The organism is Burkholderia sp. 9120, from assembly GCF_000745015.1.
In the GTDB taxonomy this organism is placed as follows: Bacteria; Pseudomonadota; Gammaproteobacteria; order Burkholderiales; family Burkholderiaceae; genus Paraburkholderia.
Map to the genome: position 1 here is coordinate 221,476 of NZ_JQNA01000002.1, position 21,879 is coordinate 243,354.

A 21,879-nucleotide genomic window follows, 5' to 3' on the forward strand; every position below is an offset into this window, starting at 1 on the left:
CGGATCGCGAGGCAAGATGATTGCATTCCTGAAGTTTCTGCAAACCAACCCGTACGTGCTGCTGTTTCTCGTCGTCGGCCTGGCCATCTGGATGGGACGCTGGACCGTAAAAGGCTATGGCCTGGGCGCGGTCGCGTCGGCGATCGTGGTCGGCTGCGGCGTGGCGACCTGGGGCGCCGCCTACGGCGTGCACTTCCAGCTCGACAACTTCACGAAGAGCCTGTTCTATTACCTGTTCATGTATGGCGTCGGGCTGCGCGTCGGGCCATCGTTCATCAACAGTCTGAAAGGCGACGGACTGAAGTTCACGTTTCTCGCTATCGTGTCGTCGTTCCTCGGACTCGGCATCGTGGTGATCGGCACGAAATGGCTGCAATTGCCGCTCGGCTCCGCGGGCGGCATTCTCGCGGGCTCGCAAACCATGTCGGCGGCGATCGGTTCGGCCGAACAGGCCATCACCTCCGGCGCGGTGCCGCTGCCGCCCGGCACGACCCAGGGCGACGCGACCGCGATGATCGCGCTGTCGTACGGCATCACGTATATCTGGGGCACCGTCGGCATCATCCTGATCTGCAAGTATTTGCCGCGCTGGTGGCGGGTCGACGCGCGCAAGGCGGCCAAAGAATACGAAAAGGAGCACGGCGTGCCGAACGTCGACGACGCCGGTTTGAGCGGCTACCGTCCGTTCGATCTGCGCGCCTACCGGCTGGCTAACAGCGAACTCGACGGCATCACGATTACGCAGTTCCGCGCGCGTTTCGCCGAGTATCAGATCGAGAACGTGGAGCGTGGCCCGGATCTGCTCGGCGCCGATCCCGAACTGGCGCTGCGCGTGGGCGACGTGATCGCGCTGGGCGGCAGTCTCGACGCGCTGACCGATCATATGGGGCTGATCGGCCCGGAAGTGCCCGATGCGCGCGTGCTCAATATTCCGCTGGATCAGGCCGAAATCGTGGTGACGCACCGCAAGGTCATCGGCCGCGCATTGAAGGAATTCGCGTCCTCGCCGATCGCGGGCCAGGTGCAGTTGATCGGCATCCAGCGTGGTGGCGCGCCGTTGCCGGTGGGGCTGGAAACGCAATTGCAGCGGCTCGATGTGCTGCAACTGGTCGGCTTGCGCAGCGCCGTCGCCAAGGCCGGCGAGATGCTCGGCATCATCGCGCGACCCAGCACCGCGACCGATCTGTTGACGCTCTCGCTCGGCATGATCCTCGGCTTTCTGATCGGCCTGATCCAGGTGCCGGCCTTCGGTTCGTCGGTCGGATTGGGCAATGCCGGCGGCTTGCTGGTGTCGGGCATCATCGTGTCGTCGCTGGTGTCGCGCGTGCGGTTCTTCGGCAATACGCCTAACGCGGCGCGCAACATTCTCGAAGACATGGGGCTGATCTTCTTTGTCGCGATTGTCGGCGTCAATGCCGGCGCGAATCTGCTGTCGCAACTCGACGGCGCCATCGCGCTGAAAATTTTCCTGCTGGGTTTCGTGGCTTGCACGATTCCGCCGTTCATCGTCTGGGCGATCGGCTTTCATCTGTTCAAGATCAATCCGGCGATCCTGATGGGCGGCGTGGCGGGTGCGCGCAGTCACTCGGGACCGGCGCGGGAAGCCGCCAAGGAAATCGACAGCACGGTGCCGTGGATCGGCTTTCCGGTCGGCTACGCGGTGTCCGGCATTCTGCTGACGGTGTTCGGTTACTTCGCGATGATCCTCGCGCGTTGAGCCGTTGATCGGGTTTTATCGAGCCTTGCCGAGTTTTACCCGCCTGCGCGGCGCGTTCTGCGCCGCTTCGAAATTGGCCCTTGCTAACGCAGGGCCAATTTTGATTCGAATCAATGTTGCTTCCACCTCCCCCCATCGACAATAGCGCCGATGCCGGCCCCTTTCGGGCGTTCAGTTCGGGTCGGTTCGCTGGTCCACGCGCGCCCCCGCTGCTTATCTACCGTCCCAATCGGCTGTCTATCTGGAGAAGATGATGAACGACACGACCGCCGCCGGTCCGTGGCTATGAACCTGTTGCGCCGTCGTTTCCAGACCAATGAGAGCTTTCGTCTGCTCGTCGACGCCGTCAACGATTACGCGATCTTCATGCTGAACCCGTCGGGCCATGTCGTCACCTGGAATGCGGGCGCGCAGAAAATGAAAGGCTACGGCGCGGACGAGGTGCTCGGCCGTCATGTCTCGATCTTTCATGCACGCGAGGACATCGCGGCCGGCGAGCCCGGCGCGCTGCTGGCACGCGCCGCAGCCTACGGGCGCGCGGAAAACGAAGGCATCCGGATTCGCCGCGACGGCTCGCAATTCTGGGCCAACGTGGTGATCACCGCGATCCGCGACAAGTCCGGCGCGTTGCGCGGCTTTGCCAAAGTGACCCAGGATCTGACCGAGCGCCGCAGAGTGGCGGAACTGGAAGCGGTCAGCCGTCTCGCGGCCCGAATCCAGGCCGCGCGCGAAGAGGAACAGATCCGCATCGCGCACGAGCTTCACGACGATCTCGGCCAGCAGTTGACCGCGCTCAAGATGTCGCTGGCCGAACTGGAACACGGCCTGCGCGATCGAGGCTCACTCGATGCCGGCATTCAGTCCGGTGTCACCGACATGGCCCGGGTGATCGACGACACCGTCGCCTCGTTGCGCCGGATCGCGACGGGTTTGCGGCCAATCGCGCTCGAAACGCTCGGACTCGCGTCCGCACTCGAATGGCTGATCGACGATTTCACGCAACGCTATGGCATCGCGGTCGCTACGTCGCTGCCCAACCCGCCGCTGAACCTGCACGAAGCGGCGGAATCCGCGCTGTTTCATATGGTCCAGGAAGCGCTGACCAATGTCGCGCGGCACGCGCAAGCGGACCGGGTCAGCGTGGAACTGAGCCGGCAATCCGGTCAGGGAAAAGGCCGCTGTGTGCTGCGTATCGTCGACAACGGTCGAGGCGCGGCGCCGGTCGAACTGGCGGGCGAAACGTCGTTCGGCCTGGTGGGCATGCGCGAGCGCGCTCGCGGGCTGAACGGCACGGTGCAGATCGACACCGCGCCGGGCGGCGGCTTCAGCGTCATGGTCAGCCTGCCGCTGGCGGCGATCGAGCCGAGCGACACGAGCGGGGACTGACGGCTGCAACGTCCGCTACTGGGGGGGGCGTGGCGACACGTCCGCCACGCCGCCTTCATCTTGCAACGCGACCGGGCCGCGGGCCGCTCACTGCGTCCCCGCCAACGCCCGCAACGCGGCCATGTCGAGCAGCGTAATCAAACGCGGCCCCTTGCGGCGAATCACGCCCTGCGTTTCGAGCGCATGCAAGGCGCGACTCACCGATTCCACCGACAACCCGACATAGTCGGCCACGTCATGCCGCGCCATCGGCAACGCGAGTTCGCCGGCCGCTCGCTCCGGCATCGCATACGCATGCTCGATCCACAGCAGAAAACTGGCGATGCGCGCCACCGCGTCGTTTTTCCCGACGGTGAGCGCATGATGCTGCGAGCGCCGCAGCTCGTGGCACAGCTTGCAAAGCAGGCTCAAGTCCAGACGCGGATCGTGTTCGAGAATCGCCTCGAGCGCGTCGAGCGGAATCCGGTAGGCGGTCAACGCGGTCAGCGATTGGCCGGTCGCCACATAGGTCCCGTTGAGGCTGAGCCCCATCAGGTCGCGTGGAAACAGAAACGCGGTAATGCGCTTCTGACCGTTGGCCAGCAGTTGATACGTCTCCGCCACGCCGCTGACGATGTTGTAGACGAACTCCGCCGTCCCGCCTTCGGGATACAGCACCGTATTACGCCTGACGCTGACCAGCCGCGAGGCGTCGATCAGCGCGTCCTGTTCGGCGACGGACAGCAGTTCCACCGCGCTGCCGTCGCCGGTCTTCCTGAACGGCGCGGCGAAGATCGACGGTCGATAGCGCGACGCCGGGGAAACATCGTCTTTCATATCATGCCGCCGCGCGAATCCACGCCGCGATCTCCGGCCACGCGTCCTTCAACGTGCGCGAGCCCATGAACAGGCCGATATGGCCGCCCGGCACGAGCTTCCTGACAATCTTGCCGGGCGCGGTGCCGAGATACTTCACCGCGTCGAACACCTGCTCTTTCGTCGTGATGTCGTCCGATTCGCCAGCCAGCAGATAGACCGGGCACGTGACGGCCTGCAGATTGAGCGTCTGGCCGAGCGCGACGAATGTGCCTTTGGCGAAGCGGTTTTCCTTGAAGAGCTGAACGATGGCCTGCAGATACCAGCGGCCCGGCAGATCGATCGGGTTCTCGTACCAGCTCTCGAAAATTTCTTCCTTGCGCAGATACTCAGGGTCGTCCATATGCTCGTAGAGGTCGATATGGTCGGTCATGTAATGCTGTTCCGGATGCATGTTCTTCCAGCCGCGCAACATCAGCTTGCCGCGCATCACGCCGCGTCCCATGTCGACCAGTTCCTGATAGAACGACGTGGGGTACGTATGCGCCATCTTTCTGACCGGACCGTCGCCCGCGTCGGTGTCGATCGGCGAGCCCGCCAGCACCAGGCTCGCCACCTTGTGCGGAAAACGCGCCGCATACATGGCCGCCATCCAGCCGCCCTGGCACAACCCGACCAGATTCACGCGGCCGCCTACTTCGTCGACGCAGACATTCAGCTCGGCCAGATACTGATCGATCTCCAGATCTTTCATGTCGTCGGTGGCCGACTTCCAGTCGGTCAGATAAAGCCGTGAGAGCCCGTTGTCGCGCAGCGTCTCCATCAGGCTTTGTCCTGGCTGATAGTCGGCGATCATCGCGCTGTGCCCGGCATAAGGCGCGTCGACGATCGTGGGCACGCCACTCGCGTTTGGCGTCGAATAATCGCGGAACACCATGGTGCGCAGATCGAGCAAGGGCCGGTTTTCGGAAGCCAGCGCGGGACGCAGTTCGAAGTGAATCTTCTCTTCTTCGGCGAGAAACGCGAGGTTCTTCGCCGACAGATCCGCGCTGGTCTTCAGCATCGCGGCGGCGGCGGCCATCGGCCAGAAAAACGGCAGAGCAAACGCAAAAGCCGGGTTCGGCGTGGTGGAGGAATCGTTCATCATGTCCTTCGAAAGGAAAGAATCGGGGTGGCCGGCAAGCAACGCGTGAACAGGTTCAGCGGTCCAGCAGCCGGCGCGTGTGCCGGGCGATCATCAGGTTTTCATCGGTCGGCAAGACCCAGACGGCGACCGGCGACGCGGCGGTCGAAATCAACGGACCATGCCGCTGGTTGGCTAACGGATCCACTTCCACGCCCAGCCAGGCTGCGCTTTCGCCGATGCGCTCGCGAATCTGCGTCGCGTGTTCGCCAATGCCGGCCGTGAACACCAGCGTGTCGAGTCCACCGAGTGCCGCGGCGAGCGAGCCGAGTTCGCGGGCGGCGCGATAGACGAACAGGTCGACCGCCTCGCGCGCCGCCGGCGCCTCGCTCGCGAGCAGCACGCGCATGTCGCTCGACAGGCCTGAAACTCCCAGCAAACCCGAGCGCTCGTAGATCAGATGCTCGACCTCGTCGGGGCTCATCCCCTCGTGCTGGATCAGGTACAGCACCACGCCCGGATCGAGCGCGCCGGTGCGCGTGCCCATCGGCAGACCGTCGACGGCGGTGAACCCCATCGTGCTCGCGACACTCCGGCCGTCGCGCAGCGCACACATGCTGGCGCCGTTGCCCAGGTGCGCGACCACGACCCGACCGCGGGGCTGGTGCGGCGCGATGTTGGCCAACGCGCCGCTGATGTATTCGTACGACAGCCCATGAAACCCGTAGCGCCGGATACCCTTGTCCGTCAGTTCGCGCGGCAACGCGAACGCCTGCGCAAGCGGTGGCTGACTGTGATGAAACGCGGTGTCGAAGCACGCGACTTGCGGCACGGCGGGCGCAAACGCGGCCACCGCACGAATCGCCGCGACGTGATGCGGCTGATGCAACGGCGCGAGCGGCGTCAGCGCTTCGATGGCGCGCAACACCGTCGCGTCGATCCTGACCGGTTCGGCGTAGTCGGGCCCGCCATGCACCACGCGATGGCCGATGCCGTCGAAGCCCGACTCGCCGCCCACGTGCGACGCGAACCAGTCGTGAATCGCCGCGATGGCGCCACGATGCCCCTGCCCGGACACCGGCGCATCGGCCAGTTCGCGGCCGTCCGCATCGCTGACGCGCAGGCGCGGCGCCGTCTCGATCTCTTCGACCGCGCCATGCGCGCCGGCCACGAGCGAGCGATCCGCGCGCGTTTCATAGACGGAAAACTTGAGGCTCGACGATCCCGCATTGAGAATCAGCAGAGGCTCACGCATGCTGGATGTCCCAGATCGCGTCCAGCGCCTGCGTGACCACGCGATTGCGATGCGCATACAGCGCCGCGACCGCGCAACTCGCCATGCGGGCGCGCTCGTTGTCGGCGCGGCTCGTCAGGATGATCGGCACGCGCGCGCCGAGCACGATGCCGGCCGCGTCCGCCTTCGCCAGATAGGTCAGTTCCTTGGCCAGCATGTTGCCGGCTTCGAGGTCCGGCACCAGCAGAATGTCCGCGTCGCCGGCCACGGGCGAATTCAGATGTTTGATCGCCGCCGCTTGCGCGCTGATCGCGTTGTCGAACGCGAGCGGACCGTCGATGATCGCGCCGCCGATCTGCCCGCGATCGGCCATTTTGCAGAGCGCGGCGGCGTCGAGCGTCGATGGGATTTTCGACGTGACGGTTTCCAGCGCGGACAGCACCGCCACTTTCGGCAACGCGATCCCCAGCGCGTGCGCGAGTTCGATCGCGTTGCGCACGATGTCGGCTTTCTGTTCCAGCGTCGGGAAGATGTTGACGGCGGCGTCCGTGATGAAAAGCGGCTTCGGATAGGTCGGCACGTCCATGATGAAAACGTGACTCAAACGCCGCTCAGTGCGAATGCCGGTGTCCTTGCGGACCACTTCCTCCAGCAGCTCATCCGTATGCAGGCTGCCTTTCATCAGCGCGTCCGCTTCGCCGGCGCGCACCAGCTCGACCGCCTTCGCGGCGGCCGCGTGACTATGCGGCGCATCGACGACGCGGCAGCCGGCCAGATCGAGTTCGAGCGACGCCGCCAGACGACGGATGCGGCCTTCCGGACCGATCAGCGTCGGCACGATCAAGCCGGCCTCAGAAGCTTCCACTGCGCCGCGCAACGAGACCTCGTCGCACGGGTGAGCCACGGCGGTTCGCACGGGCGTGAGCGCATGGCAACTGGCAATCAGTGCATCGTAGTGCCGATGCGGACGGGGCTCGGACATGAGCAGCACACTCCTGAAAAACAGCGTGTTGAAGGGTGGATTCCTGCAGGGCATCGGGTGGGTCGTTGCGCGAGGCGCGAGGCGCGACGTCGCCGTGCCGCGACGAATCCATAGTATTAGGGTGAATCCCTAGGCCATTGATCTAACTCAAGCCGCACCCGGTATGGAACGCCGTACTCTGTGATGAACCGCGCGACGAAGGGATTCGATTGGGATGCCTTGCTCGTGACGGCCCTCTCCCACATGAAGAAGGAATGGGCGCATGCACATCCGCGAAATCCGCTCGAAGATCCGCAGCGTGTCGGCGACCCGCAAGATCACCCGCGCGATGGAAATGATGGCGCGCACGAGAATGGCCAATGCGCAGCGGCGCGCCCGCACGTTCCGTCCGTACGCGGAACGGATCCGTGAAATCGCGCTGCGTTTACGCGAGGACAGTCCCGACTATGTGTCGCCGTTGTTCGTTAAGCGTGCCCGGATCGCGCGTGTCGGGCTGATCGTGGTCAGCACCGACCGTGGCCTGTGCGGCCCGCTCAATAGCCGGCTGCTGATGCGTTGCGCCGAAAGCCTCAATGACTGGCAACGCGGCGGCATGGAAGCCGAGGTAATCGTGATCGGCGCGCGCGGCGCCGGCCCGTTGATGCGGCACGGCGCCCATATCGTCGCGCGAACCGCCGCGTTGAGCGCGGATCTGCACTTCGAGTCTTTCTTCGGCGCGGTGAGCGTGCCGCTGAGCGGCTTTCTCGCCGGCCATCTCGACGAGGTCTATGTGGCGTACAACCACCTGAGCAGCGCGCTCTCGTATGAACCGCGCATCGACAGGATCTTGCCGCTCGGTGAAATGCGGCGCGAGGGCGAAGAAGTTGAGCATGCCGGCGCAGTGCGGACCGAATACCTGTATGAGCCGAGTCCTAAACCGGTGGTGGATGCGTTATTGCTCCGCTATGTCGAAGCGCTGATCTACCAGGCGGTGGCCGAGAACAACGCCTGCGAGCAATGCGCGCGGATGTTCGCGATGCAGACGGCGACCGAGAATGCCGACCGCGTGATTCGCGATCTGCGGCATCTGTATCAGAAGACCCGCCAGGCGCAGATCACGACGGAACTGTGCGAGATCGTCGGCGGCGCGGCGGCCGTGTAGGTGGCCTTAGGCTTTTTATCGGCTTACGGGCTTGAGTGCCGCCCAGGCTGCGAACGAGAGGACCTCGGTGATGGAAAGTTTTATGCAAGTCGACATTCTGAGCGTCGAGCAGATGCTTTATTCCGGCAAGGCGAGCTTCATCGTGTTGCCCGGCGAGATCGGTGAACTCGGTATTTTCCCGCGACACGCGCCGCTGCTGACGAAAATCAAGCCGGGCGTGGTCACGGTTCACGAGCAAGGCACGACCGTCGAACAGCATATTTTCGTCGCGGGCGGCATTCTCGAGGTATTGCCCGAGTCCGTGATCGTGCTGGCGGATCACGCGGTTCGCACGCCGGAACTCGATTCCACCAAGGCCAACGACGCACGCCGCGAAGCGCAAACCTTGCGGGCGCGCTATGCGGACACGCGCCGCCCGGGTTTCGATTTCGCGGCGGCCAAAGCCGAACTCGCGGATGAAATAGCGCGCTTCTTCATGCTGGCGCTGCGGCGCGGCGCGCAGGAGTAGCGGAACGCCGCGCGGACGGCGGCGGTAACAGTGGCGGCAACGGCGGCAACGCTACTCAGCCGTTCAACGAATCCAGATTCAGCGTAATGATCTTGACCGACACGTCCTTGCAGGTCTTGTCGCGGCAGATGCCGCTGAACCAGATTTCGCCGCCGCCGATCATCACGCCCTGATCACGCGAGAACAACGTCGCATAGGTCTGATGCGCGACCAGATCGACCAGCTTCGGCGTAAAGATTGCGTCGTAATGCGCGACCAAGTCGCGCTTCGTGCGCAGCGTCACTTTCTTGCCATGCAACGCGACGGTGATCGGATATTTGACCATGCCCGCGACGGCCGGTTTGTCGGCGCGCGCCACGGCCTGTTGCAACTGGTCGAAGAACTGGCGGTACGGCACGTGGGAGCCGAACAGAAAGTCCATCCGCGCATCGACTGCCTGATCGGTCTGGGCATCGCTCTGCGTGTCAGTCTGTGCAGCGGTTTGCGCGACAGCGGAAGGCACGGGACCGAATGCGAGGGCGACGCCGAGCACAGCACCCGCCATCAATTGAACGTAAGTCGGGCGTCGGTGTGAGGGGATGCGTTCCATTGCGGCGTTCTCTTCTCGTTGCGTTATAAAAAGGACGCCCATTATCGCCTCTCCCCTCACCCCGCCTCCGTATCCCGGCCCGAATCCGCTACATCGATCCCATAGCGCTTGAGCTTGGCATACAGCAGTTGCCGGTTGACGTTCAAACGCCGCGCGGCATCGGTGCGATTGTTGCCGCTATGGCGGAGCGCGCGGCGAATCAGCATCTCTTCGAGCCTTGCCAGCGCGGAAGGCAAGTCCTCATCCGGCCAGTCGAATTCGAGCGCCGAATCGTGCGGCGAGCGCGCGTCCTGCAAAAACGTCAGGTCCGTCGCGTGGATGTATTCGCCGCGCACCATCACCGCGGCGCGCTCCATCGCGTTCTTCAGTTCGCGCACATTGCCGGGCCACGCAAAGCGGATCAGCAACGCGGCGGCATCGGCGGACAGGCGCTTGCCCGCAGCCACGCGCGTCAGAAAATACTCGGCGAGCGGCACGATATCCGCAATGCGTGCCGACAGCGGCGGCAGATGAATCGGCACCACGTGCAGCCGGTAAAACAGGTCCTCCCGAAAACTCCCGTCACGCACGCTGCGCAGCAGATCACGGTGAGTCGCGGCGATTACGCGCACGTCGACCGGCACCGGTTTGCCGCCGACCGGCACGACCACCCGCTCCTGCAACGCGCGCAGAATCTTGGCCTGCATCGCCATGTCCATATCGCCGATCTCGTCGAGAAACAGCGTGCCGTGCGCGGCCTGACGAAATGCGCCGTCGCGATCGGCGGTGGCGCCGGTGAACGCGCCGCGCGCGTGACCGAACAACTCGCTCTCCAGCAGATCGACCGGAATCGCCGCGCAATTCATCGCGACGAACGGCTGGTCGTGACGCAGCCCGTGTTCGTGAATCGCCCGCGCCACGACTTCCTTGCCGGTGCCGGTCTCGCCGGTGATCAGCACGGTGGCGTCGCTATCGGCGAGCACGCCGATGGTCTTCTGCACGGTCCGCATCGCCTCGCTCGAACCGATGATCGCCTCGGCCTCTTCCGCCGGAAAGCTCGCGCCCGACTCGGCGACGCTCGACAGCATGCGCTGCAGCACCTGCGCGAGATCGGCGCGGCCAATCGGCTTGGTCAGATGATCGAACGCGCCCAGGCGCATCGCCTCGATCGTATTGGACGCGGTGGCGTGCGCAGTCAGCACCGTCACCGCCGGCGCCGTGGGCCGCGCGCGCAACCGGCGCAGCACCTCGAGTCCGTCGATGCCGGGCATGCGCAGATCGAGAAACATCGCGCTGACCGGCTCGGTGTCGAGCAGGGCCAGCGCGCTCAAACCATCGGCGGCGAGACAGGCGGTGTGGCCGAGATCGACCACGACTTCGGCGAGCGCGTCGCGCATGGTGGCGTCGTCGTCGACGATCAGGATGTGGGGCATGGCAGGATGATCTCGAAAGTAGTGCCGTGGTCGGTCGATACGAAACGCGCGGCGCCGCCGTGCGCCACCGCGACTTCGCGCACGATCGACAAGCCTAAACCGGTGCCGTCGGGCCGTCCGGTCACGAAGGGTTCGAACAGATGATCCTGGATATCGGCGGGTGGCCCCGAGCCGCGATCGTGCACGGACAGCACCAGCGCCTCCGCGCGACGCAGCGCGGCGACCTCGATCCGGCTGCCGGCCGGCGCGGCGTTGATCGCGTTCAGAATCAGATTGTCGAGCGCGCGCTGCACCTGGTCCGGGTCGAAGCGCGCCTCCTGCCAGTCGGCCGAACTCGCGATCGTCAATTGTCTGGCGGCGGCGCGCTCCGTATGTTGAGCGACGCAGGCGTCGAGAAACGCGCTGACTTCGATCAGCTCGCGTTTCGGTTCGTCGTGTTCGGTGATGCTCAGTAACCGGCGCACCAGCGCGTCGAGCCGTTCGATCTCGCCGAGAATCACGCGCAACGCTTGCGGCTGACGCTCGGCGCCGCCCGCGACCGCGCTTTCCGCTTTCAGCCGCATCGCCGCGATCGGGTTGCGGATCTCATGCGCGACGCCGGCGGCCACCCGGCCGATCGCGGCGAGACGCTCGGCGGTCGCCATCTGCCGCGCGAGCGTGTCGCCCCGCTGCCGCGCGACCGATAGCCGCCGGCCGGCCTCGTTCAGCGCGAGGACGATGCGGTCCAGCTCGCGCTCGCGGGTGGGCGGCAACACCGGCAGGTCGGCCACGTCGTACGAACTGAGCGCCGTCTCGATCTGCGACACATGGCGCGACCAGGTCATCGTCAGATGTGTCAGCAGCGCGGCTGCGATCAGCACCGTCACCAGCAGCACGGCTTGCCCCGCCATCAGTTGATAGTAGCTGCGGCCCGCGAAGGTGAAGGTCCAGGTCATCGTCCACGCCGTCAGATGCGGGATTGGCCCCGGCAGCGGACAGGCTGAGATCAGCAACGTTTGCGAGCGCGCGCCGTAGCGCTGACTGGCCGCGCGGTCGCTGGTCAGCGCGGCGGCATTGATCTCGCGAATGCGTGGTAGCTCGCCGCCTGGCGGGTCGGTGCGCGGCGCGGCGCCGTCGTAAGTCGGAAACGCGTAGGCGAGCGAGCCCGTGTCGCCGTGCCAGATGCCGCCCTGCACGCCCGGCCGGTTGCGCAACGCGTTCTGCACGACGGCGCTCAGACGGCCGCGCGCGGCGGTGTCGTCGAGCGCGGGCGGCGCGGCCCCCCAGTCGGCGCTATGCAGACGGTAGGCCGACGCGATTGCATCGCAGGCGCGAGCGTTTTCCGCGGCGGCCTGGCCGACCTGTGCGGCCGCCGATTGATGGAACAGCCCCACCATCAGCCAGGCGGTTGCGCCTGCGGCGACGACCAGCAGTGCAAGCAGCACGATCAGCCGGCCGCGTAACGATCGAAGCATGGTGTTGTCCCGTGTTTTATCTCTGGCTGTCTCTGGCGCAGTCCCTCAGCCGCAGAGCCTCTGCCGCACTCCCTGATGCGAATGGTATGCCAGAGCGAAGCTATCCGGCATGGATGGGCGCTTGAGCAGGTCATTCGGCCATCGGCGGGCATTTCAAAGGCGTGGCGAGGCTGCCGGGTTTGGCGCAACGGTCTTTGAAACACGCACGGTCGCCCGTCGTGCGCCCGACATTGTCCTGATTTGCGACACCTTGCGTCGTGAATCACGACAACCGGCTGCCGCCTGAGCGTGCGCCAACCCGAAGGCATCGGCATCGCGCCGTTGGCACGGTGGTTGCAGAGCATAGCCGGCAAACCACCCTGTCTGATCGAACGAGGCGCACGTGAAAAGAACCAACCTGAAATGGCCGGCGCTCGCCGTCCTCGTGCTGCTGATCGTGGTGGCCGTCTGGTTGCTTTTCTTCCGGCATCCCGCGCGCAAGACGCCGGCCGTGCCGCCCGGCACGCCGGTCTCGGCGGTCGCGGCGAAACTGGCCGACGTGCCGGTCTATATCGATTCGCTCGGCACGGTCACGCCGACGCGCACCGTGACCATCATCACCCAGGTCAACGGCATTCTCGATTCGGTCGACTTCAAGGAAGGCCAACTGGTGCATCGCGGCCAGGTGATCGCGCGGATCGATTCGCGCGCGCTCGAAGCGCAACTGGTGCAGGCGCAAGGCACGCTGACGCACGACAAGGCCGCGCTCGCCAACGCGCAACTCGATCTGCAACGCTACCGTCAGTTGATCAAGGTCGGTTCGATCACACAGCAGACGCTCGACACGCAGATCGCGACCGTCAACGAAAATCAGGGCACGGTGGTGTCCGACACCGGCAACGTGAAGAACCTGCAGGTGCAGGTCAGCTACTGCACGATCACGTCGCCGGTGGACGGCGTGGTCGGTCTGCGCCTGGTCGATCCGGGCAACTACATCACGACGACCAGCACGACCGGCGTCGCGGTCATCACGCAGTTGCAGCCGGCGACCATCGTGTACGCGGTGCCGGAAGACTATCTCGGCCAGATTCATCGCGCCATGTCGCGTGGTGCGGTCGCCGTGCTCGCCTACGACCGCGACAAGAAAACGCTGCTGTCGCACGGCACCTTGCTCGCCGTGGACAACCAGGTCGACACCGCCACCGGCACGGTCAAGGTGAAGGCGGAGTTCCCGCAGTCCGGCGACGCGCTGTTTCCAAACCAGTTCGTCAATGCGCGGATGCAGGCGGATACGCTCCGGCAGATTCCGGTGATCCCGACCGCGGCGATCCAGCACGGCACGAACGGCGATTTCGTATTCGTGGTCGGCGCGGGCAACAAGGTGGCGCTGCGCAATGTGAAGGCGGGGCCGGTTAGCGGCGACAACACGGCGATTCTCGACGACGGCGTGAAAGCCGGCGAGCAGGTGGTGACGGACGGCGCCGACAAGCTCGATAACGGCTCCGCGGTGCGGGTGGTGGCGGGGCCGCCGGCTGGGGCGTCTGGAGCGAGCGCGTCGGCATCGGCAACGGCGGGCGCGGCGGCATCCTCCGCCGCCAGCGCCTCAAGTGCTCCAAGTGCTTCAAGCGCCGCCGCCTCTCCCGCCTCCAACTAACAGCCGGTCTCCATGAACATCTCGCGCCCCTTCATCGAGCGGCCGATCGCGACCACGCTGCTGATGATCGCCGTGCTGCTGGCCGGCCTGCTCGGCTATCACCTGCTGCCCGTCTCCGCGTTGCCCGAGGTCGACTACCCGACCATCCAGGTCTACACGCAGTATCCCGGCGCGAGCCCGGACGTGGTCAGCTCGTCGATCACCGCGCCGCTCGAAGTGCAACTCGGCGAAATGGCCGGCCTGAAGACCATGAATTCGACCAGTTCGAACGGCGTCTCGGTCATCACGCTGGAGTTCGACCTGTCGCTGTCGCTCGACGTCGCCGAACAGGAAGTGCAGGCGGCGATCAACGCGTCCGCGAGCTACCTGCCGGCCAACCTGCCCTATCCGCCGGTCTACAGCAAGGTCAATCCCGCCGACGCCCCGGTGCTGACTTTGTCGCTGACCTCGAACACGCTGCCGCTCACCAAAATCGAAGACCTCGCCGACACCCGTCTCGCGCAGAAGATCTCGCAGATCTCCGGCGTCGGCCTCGTGACGATCAGCGGCGGCCAGCGCCCGGCGGTGCGCATCGAAGCGAATTCGGGCGCGCTGAACTCGCTCGGCCTCTCGCTCGACGACGTACGCACCGCGCTCGGCAACGCCAACGTCAACCAGGCCAAGGGCAATCTGGACGGCAAGTACCAGGCGTATTCGATCGGCGCGAACGACCAGTTGCAATCGGCCGACCAGTACCCCGACATCGTGCTCGCGTACAAGAACGGCGCGCCGATCCGGCTCGCGCAGATCGCCACCTCCGTGCAGGCCGCCGAAGACGTCCAGCAGGCCGCCTGGACCAACAGCACGCCGTCCATCGTGCTGAACATCCAGCGGCAACCGGGCGCCAACGTGATCGACGTGGTGGACCGCGTACAGAGGCTGTTGCCGCAATTGCGCGCCAGCCTGCCGGCCACCCTCAAGGTCGCGGTGCTGACCGACCGCACGCAGACCATCCGCGCGTCGGTCACGGATGTGGAATACGAACTCGCGGTGGCAGTCGCGCTGGTCGTGATGGTGATCTTCATCTTCCTGCGCAAGGTGGCCGCCACGGTGATTCCGGCGGTGACGGTGCCGCTCTCGCTGATCGGCACGCTCGCCGTCGCGTACGGCCTGGGCTTCTCGCTGAACAATCTGACGCTGATGTCGCTGACCATCGCGACCGGCTTCGTGGTCGACGACGCGATCGTGATGATCGAAAACATTACGCGCTACATCGAGGCCGGCGACACACCGATGCAAGCCGCGCTCAAAGGCTCGAAACAGATCGGCTTCACGATCATCTCGCTGTCGGTGTCGCTGATCGCGGTGATGATTCCGCTGCTGTTCATGGGCGACGTGGTCGGCCGGTTGTTCCGCGAATTCGCGCTGACGCTGGCCATCGCGATCGTGATCTCGGCATTCGTCTCGCTAACGCTCACGCCGATGATGTGCTCGCGCATGTTCAAGGCGCACGAAGAGGAACACCGCGTTGATTTCTTCGACCGCGTGAATCGCCGCTATGTGCAGGGCCTCGGCTGGGTGCTGGAGCATCGCGGTTTGACGCTGCTCTCCGTGGCGCTGACCGCCGCGCTGACCTTCGCCATTCTGCTGCTGATGCCGAAGGGCTTCTTCCCCGAACAGGACACCGGCCTGATCGAAGGCATTTCGCAGGCGGCGCCGAGCATATCGTTTCCGTACATGGTGCAGAAGCAACAGCAACTGGTAGGCGATCTGCTGAAGGATCCGGCGGTGGCGAGTCTGTCGTCGTTCGTCGGCATCAATCAGACGAGCCCGACGCTCAACCAGGGCACCGTGCTGATCAACCTGAAGGACAAAGGCGATCGCGACAGCAGCGCCGCCGTGATCCGGCGTCTGTCGGACGCGACCGCGAGCCTCGCCGGCATGCGGTTGTTCCTGCATCCGGTGCAGGATCTGACGCTCGACGACACGATCTCGACCACCAGCTACCGCGTCGGCCTGCAGGCCACGGACCCGAACGTGCTGAACGTATGGACGGGCAAGCTGATCGGCGCGCTTAAAAAAGACCCGGCCTTCGCCGACGTGCAAAGCCAGGCGTCGCAACAAGGCAACCAGATTCAACTGACGTTCGACCGCGCCACCGCGTCGCGCCTGGGCGTCACGCCGCAAGCGATCGACGACGTGCTGTACGACGCGTTCGGCCAGCGCCAGGTATCGACCATTTACACGCAGCTGAATCAGTATCACGTCGTGCTGGTCGCCGACAAAACCTCGGGCAACCTGTCCGACCTGCTCTCCGGCCTCTACGTGGATACCGCGTCGGGCAGCGTCGCGCCGCTCGCGAGCATGGCGACGATGAAGCTGGTCCATGCGCCGGTCACGATCAACCGCCAGGGGCAGTTCCCGTATGCCGACGTGTCGTTCAATCTGCAGCCCGGCTATACGCTCGGCACGGCCGTCACGCGGCTTGCGGACATCGAGAAACAGATCGGCCTGCCGATGACCGTGCAGGCGTCGCTGGAAGGCACGGCGGCGACCTTCCAGTCGTCGCTGTCGAACGAGGCGTTTCTGGTCGGCGCGGCGATTATCGTCGTGTATCTGATGCTCGGCGTGCTGTACGAAAGCTTTATTCACCCGGTAACGATTCTGTCGACACTGCCGTCGGCGGCGCTCGGCGCCTTACTCGCGCTGGTGATCACCGGCACGCAGTTCGACATCATCGGGTTGATCGGGATCGTGCTGCTGATCGGCATCGTCATGAAAAACGCCATCATGATGATCGACTTCGCGCTCGAGCTGGAGCGCAACGAAAAGCTCCCTGCGGTGGAAGCGATCCGCCGCGCCGCCGAACTGCGTTTCCGGCCGATCCTGATGACCACGATGGCCTCGCTATTCGGCGCGGTGCCGCTCGCGTTCGGCACCGGCATGGGTTCGGAATTGCGGCATCCGCTGGGGATCGCGATTATCGGCGGGCTGGTGATCAGCCAGTTGCTGACGCTGTTCTCCACGCCGGTCATGTATCTCGCGATGCACCGCGTCGAGGATCGCTTCAGCAAACGCGACCAACCCGCGCCTGCGGCGGAGTGACGTGATGAACCTGTCCGAACCGTTCATCGCGCGTCCGATCGCGACCGGGCTGCTAGCGATCGGTATCGCGCTGTTCGGCGCGCTGGCGTTCAAGCTGCTGCCGGTAGCGCCCTTGCCCGAGGTGGATTTCCCGACTATCAGCGTGCAGGCTACGCTGCCGGGCGCGGACCCGAACACCGTCGCCACCTCGGTCGCGACACCGCTGGAGCGCCAGTTCGGACAGATTTCCGGCATCACGCAGATGACCTCGGTGAGCTCGCTCGGCGCGACCCGCATCACGATGCAGTTCGATCTGAATCGCGACATCAACGGCGCCGCGCGCGACGTGCAGGCCGCGATCAGCGCCGCGCGCACCAACCTGCCGGCCAATCTGGACGGCAACCCGACCTACCGCAAGGTCAACCCGGCCGACGCGCCGATCCTGATCGTCAGCCTCACTTCCGACTCGGCGACGCGCGGCCAGCTCTACGACGCGGCGTCGACCGTGCTGCAACAGAAGCTGCTGCAAACGCCGGGCGTCGGCGATGTCACCGTGGGCGGCGGCGCGCTGCCCGCGGTGCGGATCGAACTGAACCCGGACCGCGTGAATCACTACGGCGTGAGCCTCGAACAGATTCGCAGCGCGATCGCCACGGCCAACGTCGATCTGCCGAAAGGCTCGGCCGCCGTCGGGCCGTTGAAGTACAACCTCGGCGCGAACGACCAGCTCTACAACGCCTCCGACTACGCGCCGCTGATCGTCAAGCAGAGCGGCAACGACGTGGTGCACATCTCCGATCTCGGTTATGTGCGGCAGGACGTCGAGAATCTGGAGAACTACGGCCTGTCGAACGGCAAGCCGGCGGTGCTGCTGATCGTCTACAAGCAGCCGGGCGCGAACGTGATCGACACGGTCAACAACGTGAAGGCCGCACTGCCGTTTCTCGAAGCGTCGATCCTGCCGACCATCAAGCTCAACATTCTGATGGACCGCACGTCGACGATCCGCGCGTCGCTGCTCGACGTCGAGATCACGCTGGCGATCTCGGTGCTGCTGGTCACCGCGGTGACCTTCGCGTTCTTCCGCAACTGGCGCACCACGCTGGTCCCGGCGATCGTCGTGCCGCTGTCGCTGCTCGGCACTTTCGGCGTGATGTACTTTCTCGGCTTCAGCCTGAACAATCTGTCGCTGATGGCGTTGACCATCTCGACCGGCTTCGTGGTCGACGATGCGATCGTGGTGGTCGAGAACATCATGCGTCACATGGAGCGCGGCGAGCCGCCCATGCAGGCGGCGTTGACCGGCGCGCGCGAAGTGGGCTTCACGGTGCTGACCATCAGCGTCTCGCTGATCGCGGTGTTCATCCCGCTGCTGCTGATGGGCGGGATCGTCGGGCGGCTGTTTCGCGAGTTTTCCGTGTCGTTGTCGGTGGCGATCATCATGTCGATGATCATCTCGCTGACCGTCACGCCGATGCTCTCCAGCATCGCGTTGCGCAGCACCGGCCAGGCGCACGACGACAACGAATACCCCAATTCGCGCTTTCACCGCTTCTATGCGCGCACGCTGGGTTGGGTGATCCGCCATCCGGTGCTGATGGGGATCGTGACGATTCTGGTGCTGGCGCTGAACGTGCTGCTGTATATCGTGATTCCGAAAGGCTTCTTTCCGCAGGAAGACACCGGGCGGCTGATCGGCCAGGTGCAGGCGTCGCAGAGCATTTCGTATCACGCGATGCAGCAGAAATTCCTCAAGATCAATCAACTGGTGCTGAAGAATCCGAACGTGCAGGCGGTGGGCGGTTTTGTCGGCGGTTCGAATTCGGTCAATACCGCGCTGCTGTTCGTCACGCTCAAGCCGCTCGGGCCGCGCAAGGCGAGCGCCGATCAGGTGATCGCGCAGTTGCGCCGCTCGCTCGCCAATATTCCCGGCGCGCGGCTGTTCCTGCAATCGGCGCAGGACATTACCGTGGGCGGCCGGCAAAGCGGCGCGCAATACCAGTTCACGATGACCGCCGACGAGCAGACCGATCTGGACAAATGGGTGCCCAAGGTGGTCGCCGCCATGCACAAGCTGCCGATGCTGCAGGACATCAACACCGACCAGCAGGACAACAGCATGCAGGCGAGCGTGGTGGTCAATCGCGATACGGCGGCACGGCTGGGGGTCAATTTCGCGTCGATCGATCAGGGCCTGTACGACGCGTTCGGGCAGCGCCAGGTGTCGACCATCTACAAGTCCGCGAACCAGTATCACGTGGTGATGGAACTCGCGCCCGAGTACTGGACCGATCCGGCCGCGTTGAAGGCGATCTATGTGCCGGCCGGTGCGGCCGCCACCTCGGGCAGCGGTTCGACGGGCGGCGGCACATCCACGGCGCCGAGCGTGGCGACCTCCGCGAACGCGGCGTCCGCTGCGGCGGCGGCGGCCAGCGCGGCGGCCATGGCCGGTCCGGGCAGCCGTACGGCGACGCCCTCCACCGCCGTGCTGTCGAACGGCAACGCGCTGGTGCCGCTGGCCGCGATGGCGCATTTCTCGATCGCGCAAACGGCGATCTCGATCAACCATCAGGGCACCTTCCCGGCCGTCACGGCGTCGTTCAATCTCGGGCCCGGCGCGTCGATCGGCCAGGCCACGCAGCAGGTTGACGAAGCCGTCGCGCAACTCCGCATGCCGGCGAGCATTGTCGGCAGCTTCGCGGGCACGGCGCAGGTGTTCCAGCAATCGGTGGCGAGCGAGCCGATCCTGATCGTCGCCGCGCTGCTCACCGTGTATATCGTGCTCGGCATGCTGTACGAGAACCTGATGCATCCGCTGACGATTCTGTCGACGCTGCCCTCGGCCGGCGTCGGCGCGCTGATCGCGCTGCTGGTCACCAATACGGAGTTGTCGATCATCGCGCTGGTCGGCGTGATCCTGCTGATCGGCATCGTCAAGAAGAACGCGATCATGATGATCGACTTCGCGATTACCGAGGAACGGCAATCCAATCTGCCCGCCGAACAGGCCATCACGCGCGCCTGTCTGATCCGTTTTCGCCCGATCATGATGACCACCAGCGCGGCCATTCTCGGCGCGCTGCCGCTCGTGTTCGGCTCCGGCTACGGCTCGGAATTCCGCAAGCCGCTGGGCATTTCGATTATCGGTGGACTGATTTTCAGCCAGATGCTCACGCTATATACGACGCCGGTCATCTATTTGTGGCTCGACCGCGCGTACCAGCGTCTGCGCCGTCGACGTCACGGGAAGGAAGCAACATCATGAAGAGCAGAGTGTTGAGCGCGGTTGCGGGCGCGGGCGTGGGGCTGGCGACGCTGTGCATGACCGGCTGCGCGGTCGGGCCGGATTACAGCCAACCCACGGTGGCGATTCCCGCGACGTTCAAGGAAGGCGTGAACTGGCAACGCGCGCAGGCCGATCCGCAAGCGTCGCTGTCCAGCACATGGTGGCAGGTCTATCAGGACGACACGCTGACGGATCTGATCGGCCGCTCGCTCAAGGCGAATCAATCCATCGCCGCGGCCGAAGCCGCGTACCGGCTCGCGCAAGCCACCGTCGACGCCAACCGCGCGAGCCTCTTCCCCGTGATCACGGCGGGACTCTCTGCGACGCGTAGCGGCACCGGCAATGGCGCGGCCAGTTCCGGCATCAGCAGCACGACGGGCAGCACCGTGGCCGGCATACGGAATTCGGTCAGCGCCACGGCCACGGCGAGCTGGGAGCCGGACTTATGGGGCGAAGTGCGGCGCGAGGTCGAGTCCGCGAAAGCTAGCGCGCAGGCTAGCGACGCGCAGTTAGCGGGCGAACGCCTGTCGATTGCGGCCACGCTCACCAACGATTATTTCGCGTTGCGCCAGGCCGATCTGGATATCGACTCGCTGAAACAGCAGCGAAAAATCGACGCACGCATTCTCGACATCACGCGCACCGCGTTTCTGCAAGGCACCGCGTCGAACGACGACGTGCTGACCGCACAAGACACGCTGGAGATCGTGGTCGCGCAATTGCAGACCACCGCAACCTCGCGCGAACAGGACGAGCATGCGATCGCCGTGCTGATCGGCGTGCCGCCCTCCGGCTTCTCGCTGCCGCCGAAAAAGGATTACGCATTCGCCAATCCCTCGGTGCCGCTGGCGTTGCCGTCGCAATTGCTCGAACGGCGCTACGACGTGGTGAGCGCGGAACGCACGGCCGCCGCCGCGAACGCGAAAATCGGCGCGGCCGAAGCGGCGTTTTTCCCGGTGCTGGATCTGTCGGCGCAAGGCGGCTTCGAGCACAACGCGTTCGCGCACCTGTTCTCGCTGCCGAGCCGCGTGTGGACGCTGGGGCCCGATCTGGCCGCGACGATCTTCGACGGCGGCGCGCGCAGCGCCGCGGTGCGCGAAGCCCGCGCGACTTACGATGAAGATGTCGCGAACTATCGCGGCGCGGTGCTGACGGCGTTTCAGAGTGTCGAGGACAGTCTGTCGTCGATCAATCATTTGCAGCAGCAGGCCGCGGCGTATGGCGAGATCTATCAGCGCAACCAGCAGTTGTTCGCGAGCCAGCGGGCGCAGTTGCTGGCCGGGACGGCGAGCGAGGAAAGCGTGCTGACGCAACAGTTGACGTTGTTGCAGGCGGCGCAATCGTTGACGGATAGTCAGTCGTTGCTCGCGCAAGGGAGCGTGACGCTGATTAAAAATCTGGGCGGTGGCTGGCAGTGGGATGGAGCGCCGGGGAGCAATGCGGGTGCGTCTGGGCCGGTGGTGGCATCAGCGCCGGTGGCTTCAACCTCGACTGCGACTACAACGTCTGCGTCGGCTGCAACATCGACTCCGGCGCCCTAGGCGCTGCGCCACCTG

The 21,879-nt window shown here is 65.0% G+C and carries 15 protein-coding genes; 8 read left to right on the forward strand and 7 right to left on the reverse strand.

The window, feature by feature from the left end:
- The first annotated feature begins 16 nt into the window (after positions 1 to 16).
- Both FA94_RS09345 and FA94_RS09350 read left to right on the forward strand, forming a co-directional pair.
- On the forward strand, positions 17 to 1,717 hold the full coding sequence (locus tag FA94_RS09345; RefSeq protein ID WP_035549989.1) for an aspartate:alanine exchanger family transporter: 1,701 nt from the start codon (positions 17 to 19) through the stop codon (positions 1,715 to 1,717).
- Between the two features lie 285 nt (positions 1,718 to 2,002).
- Positions 2,003 to 3,103, forward strand: coding sequence for a PAS domain-containing sensor histidine kinase (locus FA94_RS09350; RefSeq protein WP_035549992.1), 1,101 nt, complete (start codon positions 2,003 to 2,005; stop codon positions 3,101 to 3,103).
- A gap of 87 nt (positions 3,104 to 3,190) precedes the next feature.
- Here the strand turns inward: FA94_RS09350 and FA94_RS09355 are convergent, their stop codons facing one another.
- The 4 genes from FA94_RS09355 to FA94_RS09370 all read right to left on the reverse strand — a co-directional run bounded on the left by FA94_RS09355 (position 3,191) and on the right by FA94_RS09370 (position 7,237).
- Positions 3,191 to 3,919, reverse strand: coding sequence for a Crp/Fnr family transcriptional regulator (locus FA94_RS09355; RefSeq protein WP_035549995.1), 729 nt, complete (start codon positions 3,917 to 3,919; stop codon positions 3,191 to 3,193).
- 1 nt (position 3,920) lies between these two features.
- Complete coding sequence (locus tag FA94_RS09360; RefSeq protein ID WP_081936332.1) at positions 3,921 to 4,979, reverse strand: alpha/beta fold hydrolase; 1,059 nt, start codon at positions 4,977 to 4,979, stop codon at positions 3,921 to 3,923.
- Between the two features lie 118 nt (positions 4,980 to 5,097).
- A complete protein-coding gene (locus FA94_RS09365; RefSeq protein WP_035550000.1) occupies positions 5,098 to 6,276 on the reverse strand; it encodes an acetate/propionate family kinase in 1,179 nt (392 codons plus the stop codon).
- Entirely contained in the window at positions 6,269 to 7,237 is a 969-nt protein-coding gene (locus FA94_RS09370; RefSeq protein ID WP_051980505.1) for a bifunctional enoyl-CoA hydratase/phosphate acetyltransferase, read from the reverse strand. The genes FA94_RS09365 and FA94_RS09370 overlap by 8 nt, the downstream gene beginning before the upstream one ends.
- A gap of 262 nt (positions 7,238 to 7,499) precedes the next feature.
- On the opposite strand from FA94_RS09370, the gene atpG reads away from it, so the two are divergent.
- Together atpG and FA94_RS09380 are read left to right on the forward strand one after the other, a co-directional pair.
- Positions 7,500 to 8,378, forward strand: coding sequence for an ATP synthase F1 subunit gamma (gene atpG / locus FA94_RS09375; RefSeq protein ID WP_035550001.1), 879 nt, complete (start codon positions 7,500 to 7,502; stop codon positions 8,376 to 8,378).
- Between the two features lie 82 nt (positions 8,379 to 8,460).
- Complete coding sequence (locus tag FA94_RS09380; protein ID WP_408304485.1) at positions 8,461 to 8,886, forward strand: F0F1 ATP synthase subunit epsilon; 426 nt, start codon at positions 8,461 to 8,463, stop codon at positions 8,884 to 8,886.
- A 55-nt stretch (positions 8,887 to 8,941) separates the two neighbouring features.
- On the opposite strand, the gene FA94_RS09385 is transcribed toward FA94_RS09380, so the two are convergent.
- The 3 genes from FA94_RS09385 to FA94_RS09395 are packed head-to-tail and all read right to left on the reverse strand — an operon-like array spanning position 8,942 to position 12,341.
- On the reverse strand, positions 8,942 to 9,475 hold the full coding sequence (locus FA94_RS09385) for a hypothetical protein (RefSeq protein WP_197070195.1): 534 nt from the start codon (positions 9,473 to 9,475) through the stop codon (positions 8,942 to 8,944).
- Positions 9,476 to 9,531: 56 nt separating this feature from the next.
- Entirely contained in the window at positions 9,532 to 10,887 is a 1,356-nt protein-coding gene (locus FA94_RS09390) for a sigma-54-dependent transcriptional regulator (RefSeq protein WP_035550009.1), read from the reverse strand.
- Positions 10,872 to 12,341 carry a sensor histidine kinase gene (locus FA94_RS09395; RefSeq protein WP_035550012.1) on the reverse strand — a complete coding sequence of 490 codons (1,470 nt, stop codon included), beginning with the start codon at positions 12,339 to 12,341 and terminating at the stop codon, positions 10,872 to 10,874. Before FA94_RS09395 ends, FA94_RS09390 begins: the two co-directional genes overlap by 16 nt.
- 382 nt (positions 12,342 to 12,723) lie before the next feature.
- Here FA94_RS09395 and FA94_RS09400 point away from each other — a divergent pair, with 382 nt between their 5' ends.
- From FA94_RS09400 to FA94_RS09415, 4 genes are read left to right on the forward strand one after another with little or no spacing between them, the layout of a single operon-like run.
- Positions 12,724 to 13,974 (forward strand): efflux RND transporter periplasmic adaptor subunit, encoded by a 1,251-nt coding sequence (locus FA94_RS09400; RefSeq protein WP_231584913.1) that lies wholly within the window; start codon positions 12,724 to 12,726, stop codon positions 13,972 to 13,974.
- A gap of 12 nt (positions 13,975 to 13,986) precedes the next feature.
- Positions 13,987 to 17,058 carry an efflux RND transporter permease subunit gene (locus tag FA94_RS09405; protein WP_035550014.1) on the forward strand — a complete coding sequence of 1,024 codons (3,072 nt, stop codon included), beginning with the start codon at positions 13,987 to 13,989 and terminating at the stop codon, positions 17,056 to 17,058.
- A gap of 4 nt (positions 17,059 to 17,062) precedes the next feature.
- Positions 17,063 to 20,302 (forward strand): efflux RND transporter permease subunit, encoded by a 3,240-nt coding sequence (locus FA94_RS09410; RefSeq protein WP_035550017.1) that lies wholly within the window; start codon positions 17,063 to 17,065, stop codon positions 20,300 to 20,302.
- Positions 20,299 to 21,864: an efflux transporter outer membrane subunit gene (locus tag FA94_RS09415; RefSeq protein ID WP_051980507.1), complete on the forward strand. Its 1,566-nt coding sequence runs from the start codon at positions 20,299 to 20,301 to the stop codon at positions 21,862 to 21,864. Before FA94_RS09410 ends, FA94_RS09415 begins: the two co-directional genes overlap by 4 nt.
- The last annotated feature ends 15 nt before the right edge of the window (positions 21,865 to 21,879 follow it).

What these genes read in the sequence shown, in the direction of transcription:
- FA94_RS09345 (WP_035549989.1), top strand. Translation starts at nt 17, where the DNA reads ATGATTGCATTCCTGAAGTTTCTGCAAACCAACCCGTACGTGCTGCTG.
- FA94_RS09350 (WP_035549992.1), top strand. Translation starts at nt 2,003, where the DNA reads ATGAACCTGTTGCGCCGTCGTTTCCAGACCAATGAGAGCTTTCGTCTG.
- FA94_RS09355 (WP_035549995.1), bottom strand. Translation starts at nt 3,919, where the DNA reads ATGAAAGACGATGTTTCCCCGGCGTCGCGCTATCGACCGTCGATCTTC.
- FA94_RS09360 (WP_081936332.1), bottom strand. Translation starts at nt 4,979, where the DNA reads ATGGCCGCCGCCGCCGCGATGCTGAAGACCAGCGCGGATCTGTCGGCG.
- FA94_RS09365 (WP_035550000.1), bottom strand. Translation starts at nt 6,276, where the DNA reads ATGCGTGAGCCTCTGCTGATTCTCAATGCGGGATCGTCGAGCCTCAAG.
- FA94_RS09370 (WP_051980505.1), bottom strand. Translation starts at nt 7,237, where the DNA reads ATGTCCGAGCCCCGTCCGCATCGGCACTACGATGCACTGATTGCCAGT.
- atpG (WP_035550001.1), top strand. Translation starts at nt 7,500, where the DNA reads ATGCACATCCGCGAAATCCGCTCGAAGATCCGCAGCGTGTCGGCGACC.
- FA94_RS09380 (WP_408304485.1), top strand. Translation starts at nt 8,461, where the DNA reads ATGCAAGTCGACATTCTGAGCGTCGAGCAGATGCTTTATTCCGGCAAG.
- FA94_RS09385 (WP_197070195.1), bottom strand. Translation starts at nt 9,475, where the DNA reads ATGGAACGCATCCCCTCACACCGACGCCCGACTTACGTTCAATTGATG.
- FA94_RS09390 (WP_035550009.1), bottom strand. Translation starts at nt 10,887, where the DNA reads ATGCCCCACATCCTGATCGTCGACGACGACGCCACCATGCGCGACGCG.
- FA94_RS09395 (WP_035550012.1), bottom strand. Translation starts at nt 12,341, where the DNA reads ATGCTTCGATCGTTACGCGGCCGGCTGATCGTGCTGCTTGCACTGCTG.
- FA94_RS09405 (WP_035550014.1), top strand. Translation starts at nt 13,987, where the DNA reads ATGAACATCTCGCGCCCCTTCATCGAGCGGCCGATCGCGACCACGCTG.
- FA94_RS09410 (WP_035550017.1), top strand. Translation starts at nt 17,063, where the DNA reads ATGAACCTGTCCGAACCGTTCATCGCGCGTCCGATCGCGACCGGGCTG.
- FA94_RS09415 (WP_051980507.1), top strand. Translation starts at nt 20,299, where the DNA reads ATGAAGAGCAGAGTGTTGAGCGCGGTTGCGGGCGCGGGCGTGGGGCTG.